At 44.6% G+C, this 11,708-nt stretch carries 9 protein-coding genes; 2 read left to right on the forward strand and 7 right to left on the reverse strand.

What is annotated here, in order from left to right:
- Positions 1-617: 617 nt before the first annotated feature.
- Positions 618-782 carry a hypothetical protein gene (locus I5M27_RS00005; RefSeq protein WP_200503983.1) on the forward strand — a complete coding sequence of 55 codons (165 nt, stop codon included), beginning with the start codon at positions 618-620 and terminating at the stop codon, positions 780-782.
- Positions 783-842: 60 nt separating this feature from the next.
- On the opposite strand, the gene I5M27_RS00010 is transcribed toward I5M27_RS00005, so the two are convergent.
- The 6 genes from I5M27_RS00010 to I5M27_RS00035 all read right to left on the reverse strand — a co-directional run bounded on the left by I5M27_RS00010 (position 843) and on the right by I5M27_RS00035 (position 9,033).
- Positions 843-2,111: a M16 family metallopeptidase gene (locus I5M27_RS00010; RefSeq protein ID WP_200503984.1), complete on the reverse strand. Its 1,269-nt coding sequence runs from the start codon at positions 2,109-2,111 to the stop codon at positions 843-845.
- A gap of 8 nt (positions 2,112-2,119) precedes the next feature.
- A complete protein-coding gene (porV, locus tag I5M27_RS00015; RefSeq protein WP_200503985.1) occupies positions 2,120-3,316 on the reverse strand; it encodes a type IX secretion system outer membrane channel protein PorV in 1,197 nt (398 codons plus the stop codon).
- Positions 3,317-3,363: 47 nt separating this feature from the next.
- The gene (gene porU, locus I5M27_RS00020) at positions 3,364-7,269 is read right to left on the reverse strand and encodes a type IX secretion system sortase PorU (RefSeq protein ID WP_200503986.1); all 3,906 of its coding nucleotides are present in this window, start codon (positions 7,267-7,269) and stop codon (positions 3,364-3,366) included.
- A 136-nt stretch (positions 7,270-7,405) separates the two neighbouring features.
- Entirely contained in the window at positions 7,406-7,657 is a 252-nt protein-coding gene (gene purS / locus I5M27_RS00025; RefSeq protein ID WP_200503987.1) for a phosphoribosylformylglycinamidine synthase subunit PurS, read from the reverse strand.
- A complete protein-coding gene (locus tag I5M27_RS00030) occupies positions 7,654-8,364 on the reverse strand; it encodes a CDP-alcohol phosphatidyltransferase family protein (RefSeq protein WP_200503988.1) in 711 nt (236 codons plus the stop codon). The genes purS and I5M27_RS00030 overlap by 4 nt, the downstream gene beginning before the upstream one ends.
- A 33-nt stretch (positions 8,365-8,397) precedes the next feature.
- Positions 8,398-9,033, reverse strand: a complete 636-nt coding sequence (locus I5M27_RS00035) for an MBL fold metallo-hydrolase (RefSeq protein WP_200503989.1) — start codon at positions 9,031-9,033, stop codon at positions 8,398-8,400.
- Positions 9,034-9,217: 184 nt separating this feature from the next.
- Here I5M27_RS00035 and I5M27_RS00040 point away from each other — a divergent pair, with 184 nt between their 5' ends.
- Complete coding sequence (locus I5M27_RS00040; protein ID WP_200503990.1) at positions 9,218-10,585, forward strand: T9SS type A sorting domain-containing protein; 1,368 nt, start codon at positions 9,218-9,220, stop codon at positions 10,583-10,585.
- A 53-nt stretch (positions 10,586-10,638) separates the two neighbouring features.
- Here the strand turns inward: I5M27_RS00040 and I5M27_RS00045 are convergent, their stop codons facing one another.
- Positions 10,639-11,589 carry an NmrA/HSCARG family protein gene (locus tag I5M27_RS00045; RefSeq protein ID WP_200503991.1) on the reverse strand — a complete coding sequence of 317 codons (951 nt, stop codon included), beginning with the start codon at positions 11,587-11,589 and terminating at the stop codon, positions 10,639-10,641.
- Positions 11,590-11,708 lie beyond the last annotated feature (119 nt).

Consider the following 11,708-nt stretch of genomic DNA (forward strand, 5'->3'; position numbering starts at 1 on the left):
CCCCAACTTAGAAATAGGTTGGGGTTTTTGCGTTTGGAGCTTGGTGGAATGGGAAGGATGATCCATAGTGAAAGAAAGATACGAACAACTGATTCAGGAAATAGCCCCGCTTTAAATAATACTTCTAACTAGGCATGACTTTTTCAGCCTCTGGGCATAGCGTTTTGTTTTGGAAATAGGAGGTCGATTCAATAAATAAATTGTAGTAGAAATGACTAGATGTTCAATGGATACTTGTTGCTTACAGTAACTGAAATGCGCAATTTTATAAAGACTGTTTATTCGAATGGGATAATGAAAGAGCTTGAATCCAGGAGAAATACTTTTTAACCTTTAAGGGCTAGCGTTTTGATGAACTGTATAATGGTGGTAAATTATGTTGCCTTTGTTAAGGATATTAAAATTTCTTACTTAAATTAGATTTAAGGTAATGATGGTTATATTTATATATTATGTGAAAAGTACAATTGCTAAAGTTGCCATATTCACGAGTGCCACAAGGGCAGTATTAATTGGTATTTTACTATTAGATATTTTATTAAATAAATACTAGGAAGTAATGAATCAGAAGCAACAATAAATTATAAAAATTAAAAAGAATAGAAAAAGGTATGCGCATGAAAGAAGTGGAAAAAATAATGGGTAAACCAGATACAATACTAATTTTTTCTGCTAAATATTATGGATATATGTATGATGCTCCGTTTGGCATGTCTGATAATTTTTACATTTTTATATCCAAGAAAGATAGTTTAGTAGTCGGTATAAACGATGGTACATAAAAAAACGCTATGACTTTATTATGTAAAAGTCATAGCGTTTTTTGTTTAATAATTGATTACCTATGCGCCAGCCGTCACGATGTTAAAAGGCTCGGTAAAATATTGGTTAGCTAAAGCTTTCAGATCTTCGTTTGAAGTGCTACGGATAGTAGCAAAATAAGAGGTAAAATAATTAGCAGGCAAATTATAGAGTATCAAATGTTTATAGCGATCCATTTGATCGAAAACTGTGTTGGATTCGCTTAAGAATTTACCAATAATGTAATTTTTAACCGTTCTTAATTCTATGGTCGGGATCAATTCATTTTTTAGCGATTCCAGTTCTTTATTTATTTCGGTAACAGTTTCCCCGGCTTTTGCCGCGTTTACTTCTGTACCGATGAAAAATAAGGTAGAATGTTTCCGAGGAGAAAGGGAAGCATATATGCCATAAGTAAAGCCTTTATCTTCCCGGATATTTTTCATTAACCTGGATCCGAAATATCCTCCCAATGTTTTAGTCAGAATACTAAGCTTTATGTAGTCAGGATGATTTATTAAAGGAAAAGTTTTACCATACCGGATAGCAGCCTGTAAACTACCTGGTATAGCAACGTTTTCAACTAAGGACCCAGGCTGAATTTCATGCTTTGGAATATTTACAGCGGTAATACTAATATGATCAATGAGCTGTAAATTTTCAATTGCCTTACTAATGTCAGGGTTAAGATCGCCACACGCAAAAATTTCCGCAGTGCTTATACGGAACTGGCTAGTGTAAAAATCGCGGATGTCTGTTAATTGGATCTGCCCGATGGTTTCATTATCCATCCCGGAAGTATAAGGGTGGTTCCGCCCATAAATATTGCGGGTAAAATGCTCCATGGCCAAGTACGCAGGTTTCTTTCTTTCCACCGATATGTTTTGAGCGGTACGTTGCTTCAGCAGCTCAAATTCCTTCTCAGGGAAAGCCGGTTCATTCAGAATTTCGGTTACCAACGGCAGCAAGGTTGTAAAATGCCGGGAGAGGCAATAAAGCGTTAACGTAGCATAGTCAAAACCCTGGTTACACTCCAGCGATGCACCGTAAAAATCGAGAATGTCGGCAATTTGTTTGGCCGATTTATTTTTAGTGCCTTCCAGTAAAAGCTTCGACGTGAAATAGGAAGCACCTTTTACTTTTTCAAACCATTTCCCGGCAGGAAAAACGATCTCAAACCGCAAAACTGGTTGGGTGGAATTAGCAAGGTAATGCACTTTAGCACCATTAGCTAAAGTTTTTACTTCAGTTTGTGGTAACGAGAAATTTTCGAATTCGTGAATTGCCGGGGCAAGCGAACGATCTAGCATAGATTGAATTATTGTGCTGGAGCTACAGATGCTTCGTCTTTATCTACGTTAAACATCAGCGTAAAACGAATGGTATTGGCAAGCGGATTGGATTGCTGATTGCCCGTTGGAACCAGATAGGCAGCATCTAATCCGAATTTCTGATAACGAATACCAAGACCCATTGAGAAATACTGACGATTGCCTTTATTAGGATCTTCGTAGAAATATCCGGCCCGGGCAGCAAAGATATTATCGTACCAGTATTCAGCGCCAGCCGAAATATTGATCTCTGAAATTTCTTCGCTGAAACCGTCTGGAGCATCGGAGAAAGAGCTGAATACAGCACCTAATACGTTCTTAGCGCGGCGGATTGAATCTTCCTTGATATCACCGGAAGGAGAAGGAACCAGCAGTTTGTTGCCATCAACGGTCAAAGTGATTTTGTTGAATGGGTCCAGATTCATGGTAAAGGCAGTACCTAAACGCAGGTTGGTTGGAATAAAATCTTTATCGTCCTGGGTATTGTAGCTGATCTTGGCACCAAGGTTAGATACATTACCACCAAAAGAAAGGTTATAATCTTTACCACCCATAACCAGATCTTTGGTATAATAGATGCCCAGGTCAGCTGCAACCGAGTTGCCCGGTTTGGCTGTTGCTGTAGCACCGCTGCCGCTGGTAATAGAAATACCGCCGGCTAAGTTAGAGTGAATAAAACGAGCCCCTAGACCCAAAGAAAGGTTGTCGCTCAAACGCTGGCCGTAGGCTGCATCAATAGTATATTCTTTCGGCCGGAAATCCTGTAAAGGGTTGCCATTGGCATCGGTAAACTGAATGGAACCGAGGTTGAAATATAAAAGTGATAAAGAAAAAGAGGAGTTGTCGTTAATGTTTTTTACTGCTGAAACGTAGCTCAGCGACATGTCGTTGATGATATTGCGGAGCCATGGCGAATAAGAGGTAGCAATAGAAAAATCGTGCTGAATAAAACCAAGTTTGGCAGGGTTCCAATGAGGTGCATTTGCATCCGGCGAAATGGCTACTCCTGCATCGCCCATAGCCGCAGAGCGGGCATCTGGCGAAACCGTTAAGATCGGTACGGCAGTAGTAATAGCCCGTAAAGCATCCTGACCGGAAGATGAATTTTGTGCGAATGAGATTTCTGGAAGGAGTAGGCAAATACCGGCTAAAAATCCTGAAACTGATAGTTTTATTTTGTGCATATGAAGCGGGAATTATTTATTGCAAAGACCAAATATAAATATACTTTTTAATTTAAAATCACCAGTTTTTCGTATTTCGAAACTTTTGCACCGCGCGATGCCCGAACCGTTAATTTGTACACGTATACGCCCTTTGCCAGCACGTCGTTATATTCGTCACGGCCGTTCCAGGTTATTTCTGCTACGTGAGGCTTGCTGGCAAAACTGGTTGCGCTCAGCGTTCTGACCAGTTTACCTGATACGGTGAAAATCTGAATTTGTATATCCAGATCTTCGCCGGCCCGGTTATGGTCGAAATGGAAGGTGGTATTGGTAGAGAATGGGTTCGGGTAATTCAGCACATGATCAAGGGCCAGGCTTTCGGAACTGGCTACTATAAACTCAATGCGTTTTTCCGATGAATTATTGTGCGTGTCCCAGGCTTTTACGCGCAGTTCGTGCGGGCCGGGCGTTAAATTCTTGAACATATACCGCACCTTGCCCGATTGGAAATTATCGAGATCGGAAGTATAATATTCATTCAGCACTTTCACGTTTTCCTTATTCCCGTCAAGGGTTGCCGTAATTTCGTGGCCAATGCCTAAACCTGCCGTATTAATGCCGCTGGAATCGGAGAGGTGGGAAATAAGCAGGGAATTGGTACCGGTAAGTCCGCCGTACACAAAGGCTTCGTTATCCATAAAAAGGCTGATAACCGGCGGCACCGTATCGGCAGGAATATTGGATGCCGAACCGCCAATAATAATAGTAGTATCAGCGCCATGAGCATCCAGATTACCTGATGCTGCATACAAGCTAATCTTGCCTTTGCCGTAGAGGTAATTAATATCTTTCGGTACTACAAAGGTGCTGCTCCATAAACCGTTTTTAGCGGTGGCTACGCCTTCGTAAATAATGCTCTCGCGGGTATTGATGTTTTGCGGACTACTGCCATTATCGCCTAAGGTACGAACGGTGGTTTCTTTTTCGAAAACCGTGATATTGACTTTTCCATTAAAATCGGATAGCGTTTGGCCGTTCTTGCTGGTAACGTTGCCGGAAAGTTTTACGGTAGAAAGCGCTTTTAACGTATCAGGTTGGTTCACGGCCGGTTTTACATCGATGGCGCTAACCTGCACTTTTTCTTCCGGATAAGCCAGCCGCATGGAAGGATCGCCGAGTAAAGCAAAGTTGCGGTTCGAGGAACCCGAAATACTGGTGTTTTTGGTATGCATTACAATGTCACCTAGGCGTGGCATCTGGCCGTTTACCGGTTTAAAAGCAAAATTATAAAAGCTGCGGTTCAGCACATCGTTAGAGCTGGCACCAACCGGACGCGTGGTGGTTATTAACCCGATCGCGCCGCCTTTCTTGCTTTTTAAAGCGAATTCAGCTGCGGAAGGCCGGCGCGGGTCATCGTAACGGCCAAACTCGCAGGTGGCAGTTACAAAAAACGACGGGCTGTTTAAGTTATTCCAGTTATTGATCTGGCCTACGGTAACGATCTGTTCGTGTGCTAAACCGGTTTCGCCGCCGTGGCCGGAATAATTTATGATCAGAGAACCTTGTTCCACCGCGCGGTCAATTTCGGCAACGCAATCCGGCGAACGCTGACCATTAGCCACAGCTACCTGACGGAACATATCGAGGTACACTTTATTTACATTATAAGCGGGCTGCTTTTCTGTTAACAGATTGGCATAAGCTTCGGTAGCATTCTGATGCAGGTTTCCATCCTGGTCGTCGGCAATGAAGGTGATGCGGTTTCGCCATTTGCCGAACTTCTCCGGACTGTCGTAGGTAATAATTTTATTCACCATGTTTTCTGCATCTTCGGTGCTGGCCGCCGGTAAACGTCCCACGCCGATGTCAGAAAAACCATTGGAAGAATACTCCGGCCAGGCACCTTCCGAATCATCTAAAAAGGTATAATAATCTTCGGAAGAATAGGTGTCTATCTGGTCCAGCGATTCGAACGATTCGTAAACCGGCACAAAGTTGGTGTTGTTTTGCGTGCGGTTCTGCTGGCTGTTAGGGAAGTTTGATTTATAGTCGTAGGAAGCATCGCCGAACAGCAGCAGGTAAATTAAGCTGTCGCCGGTTTTGGTGTCGTTCAGGATTTTGCGGTCGTAGATCATTTTCATCAGGTCGCGGATGGCAGTTACATCCTGGGCGCCGGAAGAAAATTCGTTGTAAACCTGGCGGGGCGTTACAATGGCAATGTTCAGTTTATCGCGCTGGCGGCGGTGGTTGGCCAAACGTTGCGCCTGCGGCAGAAAAAGCGGGTGGCTCACAATTACCATATCCAGCTTGCCATCCTGGTTCAGGGCGTGCAGGTTCTGGTTGGCAACGCGGCCCCAGGTAAAAGGAGCAGAAAAATTGGAGCCGGAAAAAACCACAAATTCCCGAATGCTATTGGTGCGGGCGATAAAAGTAGCTTCGTTGCCGTTAAAACTAAGTTGTTGTTGCACGGGTTGCAGCGGGTCGGTTACGTCCCACACAAAGGTTGCTGCGGGGTTGCCAATATTACCGATCCGGAACTGGCTGATCCCATTCGGAGCGATGTTTTGAAGCGAGCGGAAATTGGTTTGATCGTTATACAACTGCAGCCTTCTTTTCGCATTTATTTCCAGGTAATTCAGGTAGCCTAAGGTAGAGGTTAAGCCCATCTGGTTAAAGGCAAGGCCTACGCGCAGACTGGAATTATTGTAAGCAACGTTATTTAAATTGAAGGTAAAAGTCTGGGTGTTGTCGTCGCCGGCCGGGTGATAATCCCAGTTGCCGTGGCCCATAATATCCTGCGTGCCCAGGGTGGTATTATTTACTTTTACGGTAAAACGGCCACCAACGGTACCTGTAGAAACCGGCGAAACTCCTGCTACCGAAGAGGTAAGCACGACGGGAAATGCCGGGTCCAGTTCCGATAAGCCGGAGAAGTTAATTTCGTGGTTCAGTTTGTAAGCGTTGAATTCTTCGCCGTACCAAACCCGGCCTGAAGTAAGCAGGTTCCGGTTTTCTAATTCGTGGTGGGCCCGCTCATTGAAACTGGTAATGGTTGCCGTTGGCGTACCGGTAAGAACCTGGGCATTCGAAACCCGCTGGCCGGGAGCCGCGCCAACTGTCAGAAAATAATAGGCGGTATCGGAGTAAATGTTGAGGTTGTAATTAAAACCATCTTTATTGTTGTTCAGCTTCCAGGTATGCGGGCCCTGGCCATAGAATAAAATATAATCCTGTTGGTTGAACTGTCCGTCACTTTCTCCCGGAAAAAAGATAGCGTTTTCTACCAGGTCATCGGCCCGGGGGGCATCGTTGGCCTGAGGCAGCATGCCGCCACCGTTGCCATAAAGCTGAATGCGGCGCGGATCAACGTTCTGTAAATTCAGGCCCATGCCCTGTAGGGTGGCATAATCGAGCTTGTACATGCCGCTGCCGGTAATGCCAATGCGGTACCAATCGCCGGAGCTTAGTACGGAGGCGGTCTTGTAACCCCGCTGGTTGGCGCCTTTTTTTTCTTTTAAAGCTGAATTGCTGGTATATGTATAATCGAAACGGGTAAGTTTTTCGAGCTGGCCAGTCTGCGGGTTTTTCCGGATCGGGACAAAAGACACGGTGCTTAAGCTGCGGCCGTTGGATAAACCGCTGTGAACAGAAACTTCAGGCGAGGCCTGGAAAATATCTTTGGGTAAAAAACGGGCTTCTTCGGAGGTGAACGGTACGTAAACCGGGTTCTGGAACTGGAAATTGCTTACGCGGGCATCGGTTATCTGGAAGGAATAAACCGGAACGCGTTCTTTGTATCTTATTTCGGCGCCGGCAAAAACAGGGATGGTAGCTTCGGCTTTACTGGTTTTCTGAACGGGTGCCGTGCCCTTCCAGGCCAGGGTAATGGTTTTACCGGTTTCAGAAAACGCAGACGTTGCTGAAAGCCAGGAGAATAATACAAAAAAGAGCGCGGTAAACTGCTGCTTCATAAGGCCAAACAAATATTCCGTAATATAAGAAAAAAGCGCATTAATTGTTTCAGCAACAAGAAAATAGCCCGGCAGGTTCAGCTGCAGGGCTATTACATAACTACTGTTAAGAATAAATATTGTATGCGGCCAATAATTAATTTTGGTGCAGCTCGAAACGGTACGATTCCATGATCAGGTTGGCCAGTAATTTCTTGCAGGCATCTTCCACTTTCCCTTTAGCTTCGGCTTCGTTTTCAGCTTCCAGTTGCAGGGTAATATGTTTGCCTACGCGTACGTCCTGCACGGTATTTAAACCCAAATGCTCTAAGCCCAGCATCACCGCTTTGCCTTGCGGGTCCAGCAATTCTTTTTTCGGCATTACGTCAATTTCAGCGGTAAATTTCATGAATAAGAAGGTTTTATTATGGATAAAAGGATGTATAAAGCAATGATAAACGGTATGGCTACGAACTGAAAAAGTGCCGTTAATAACACCGCCATGATAACAAAAACGAACCGCACCGAATTATCTTTCCAGGTCAGGTTCTTGAATTTTAAAGCGAACAACGGAATTTCAGCCACCAGCAGATAACTCAGCAGCGCGGTTAAAAACGTAAGCAGAAACGGGTTCAGAATAATTTCGGAAATCCCGAAACCATCGTTGGCCAGGATAAGCGGCAGCGAGCTTACAAAAATGGTACAGGCCGGCGTTGGCATGCCAATAAAAGACGTGGTTTGCCGCGTATCGATGTTGAATTTAGCCAGCCGCAGGGCCGAAAAAATAGTGATCAGAAAACCGAAGAACGGAAAAACGGTAGGGGAAATGCCCAAAAAACTGCTTTGTCCTTCGAGCGAAGTTTGCAGCAAATGAAACATGAGCACGCCCGGCACAAACCCGAACGAAACCATATCGGCCAGGGAATCGAGCTGCTTGCCGATCTCGGAATAAGCTTTGAGCAAACGCGCCAGCATGCCGTCCATGAAATCGAGCACCGCCGCCAGACCCACCAGATACGCCGCCAGCACCATGTTGCCATGAAAGGTAAAATACACGGCCAGACAACCGCAAAACAGGTTCAGACAGGTAATGGCGTTGGGGATATGCTTTTTCATTGGTACTTTTTTGATCGGAAAAGATACGGTTTTTTAGCGTAAAAACGGATTTTCTCTTTTTTCTTCGCCCATGGTGGTGCTCGGTCCGTGGCCCGGATACACTTTTACATCTTCGGGCAGTACGAATAATTTGGTTTTAATACTTGATATGAGCGTATCGAAATCGCCGCCGGGCAGATCGGTGCGGCCAATGCTGCGCTGGAAAAGTACGTCGCCGGCGATCAGGTTTTTGCCTTTTTCGTCGTAGAAAACCACGTGGCCCGGCGCATGGCCCGGCGTGAAGATCACTTTAAGCTGGGTGTTGCCGAAAGAGACGGTATCGTTTTCCGCTAAAAAAGTGGCAGGCAATACTTCTTCGTAGTTGGTAAACCCGTAGCTTGGCGCATAAGCCGGAATCGCTTTCAGGGTCGGCAGATCAGCCTCGTGCATTTCCAGGCCCACGTTGTAGGTATCGGCTACAAATTTATTGCCCAGCACGTGATCGATGTGGCAGTGCGTGTTCAGCAGTTTTACCACTTTCAGGCCGTTGTCGGAAATAAACTGCTTCAGCTTCGCTTTCTCGGCGGCATCGGAGCAACCCGGGTCTACAACTACGCATTCCTTGGTTTCGTCGTAGAGTAGGTAAGTATTTTCGGCAAAAGGGTTAAACGTAAGGCCCGTAACGGTCATGGCAAAAGCATTTTAAATTGTTGCTGTAAAATTGCGTTAATATTTAGGCATTTCCAATTTCGGGGCGGGATTTGGGCTTGTCTAGTGGAAGAGATACATTAACAGTTTTGAAATATAAACATTTTGTTTTCTTGATCTCCTTTGTTTAACTTGGCTTTTCTGCTTGCTTCTTACCTTCTGCCCTATGAAAAAGCTTCTGCTGACTTTTCTGGCTTTTCTATTTTTCTCTATAAGCTCTTCGGCACAAATGCTTTGGGATAAGATATATGGCCCACCGCAAAGCCATGCATTTCTTTCCAGAATGATACTCCTTTCTAATGGTGACTATTTATTGGTAGGAAGGCAGGCATCGCCAATCTATACAACTTATGCTGTGCGCACTGATGCTAATGGAGATACTATCTGGACGCGTAAGTATACGCCATTGGGCTTGGCATTTTATCTGGTTAATGATGCAGTTGAAGATAGCGATGGAAATTTGATTTTAGTTGGAGGGGGGCATACAGGTAATCCAAATAATTATGATGGGTTTATCCTAAAGTTGGATGCCAAAGGCGATACAATTTGGATGAAAAAGACAGTTACGCCCCAATATGATAGTTATTCTGAAATCATAATTGGAGCTAATAATACTTGTCTTGTTAGTGCAATGGTTGGCGGGAGCAATTTTTTGCAGAAGCTCCATAAGGACGGAACGGTTATTTGGAGCAAATCTTATGCATTTTCTCCGGGTAATATTGGTGGAGTAAATGGTTTAATTAAAGTGGCGAATGGCTATCTCATATTTATTGGATCACATTACAGCATAGGCCGCGTTAGGGCTGTACGCATTGATGAGAATGGGTTTGAGCTTTTTAGTTACATCAATAAAGCTTGGCAAATATTTGACGTAGCTGCTGATCAGAAAAATAATTTTTTGGTCTGTGGTGCTGGAAGGTTATTTAAGTTTAATTCCCAAGGGGATACCTTATGGAGTATTAGTCCAAGAGTTGGAAATAAGATGATTTCAATCTTTTCTGCTAAGCCTACTGCCGATGGAAATTACATCGCTCTTTTTGACAGGAATAACGGGAATGATCAGGATATAGGTTTAATGAAAGTTGCGCCAAACGGTACTGTTATTAAAGATACAGTGCTTTATCGTTTTAGATTTACTGAATATTCAAGTGATATTGTCGTAGATGCTAATGGCGACTATGTTTTTGCCGGTTGGGCTCAGGTAACAAATGGGCAAAACAGGTTCTTCCTAGCTAAACACCGCAAATGGAATCAGGTAATTGATATAGAAGAGAAAAAAGATGAAAAAGAACTGGTTTCAGGAACAAATCTATATCCAAATCCCGCCACCACCCACGCTACAATATCAAATGAAGATTCTCTATCTGGAACATTTAAATTATATGATTTGCAAGGGAAAAAAATCTGGCAGGAAACGGTATCAAATAGTACTGAAAAAGTCATTCCATTACAAAGCTTTTCCCGGGGAGTTTATATCCTGAAGTTCTATTCCGAAAAGGGTAGCAACTTTACTAGAAAAGTCGTGAAGCAGTAAGCCAACTCACAAAACCCTCACCGCTTCCGAAAACCTGTGAGGTTTTTTTACACTTATTCCAGCGGAATTTTCTTGCCGTTTTCCTGTAGCCACATTTCGAAATTCTGCAGTTCCGGGTTTAGTTCTTTGGCCAGCTGCACGTTGCGGGTTTTGGAAAATACGTCTTCAAAATCGCGGTAAAACTGGAACATATTGCCCAGGTCATCGGCCCCCGGAAAACCCAGGTTCCGGTACGTTTCCGGGGTAATTTCATGGTATTGCACTTCCTGCCCCAACGTTTTACTCAGCGCATCGGCCATCGCCTGGCAGGTTAGTAATTCGCCGGCAATGCCTACCGTTTTCCCGATCATTTCCGGGCCTTTTTTTAAAATACCGTACGCACATTTACCAATATCGGCAGCCGCAATGCCGGCCAGTTTTTTATCGCCCATCGGAAACGTGATCGTCAGTTTCCCGTCGTCGCCTCTTTTCGGCCCCATGCCAAAATAAAGCAGGTTTTCCCAGTAAAAAGTAGTGAGCAGAAACGTAACCGGCACGTCCAGATCGGTGAAAAAGTGGTTGGCTTCGCCTTTAGCATCGAAATGCGGTACTTTGTATTTGCCTTGCAGCGTCGGCATGCGGTCATCATCCAGCGGCACGTATTGGCGCGTATCATCCAGCGTAGACCAGATCACGTGTTTTAAGTTGGCATCTTTGGCAGCCTGCGCCATGCTGCGGGCTTCGGCCAGTTCCTTTTCCGGCGAAAAATGCTCCCAGAAAAAAGTAACGAAATAAGCTCCGTAAGCGCCATCCAAAGCCCGCTGCATACTTTTTGGGTCGTCTATATCAGCCTGTATCAGTTCCGCGCCCAGTTCCGCCAGTGCTTTGGCTTTTTCAGAATCAGGGTTGCGGGTAACCGCCCTAACCGTAAATCCGCTGGCTTTATCCTGAAGAATAGCACGCGCCAGACCGCCACCCTGCGCACCGGTAGCGCCAAAAATTGTGATCACCTTTTTCTCCGACATCGCTGTAGTGGTATGATTCAGGAATTTAAACAGTTCTGTCTGGCTATGGTTTTAAAAATTTCCCGAACGCCGCATTTTTTTGCCAGGAATGTAGCAGTCGTAATTCAATTCGAAAACGG

Origin of the sequence: Adhaeribacter terrigena (assembly GCF_016623615.1) — a bacterium.
Classification (GTDB): Bacteria; Bacteroidota; Bacteroidia; order Cytophagales; family Hymenobacteraceae; genus Adhaeribacter_A; species Adhaeribacter_A terrigena.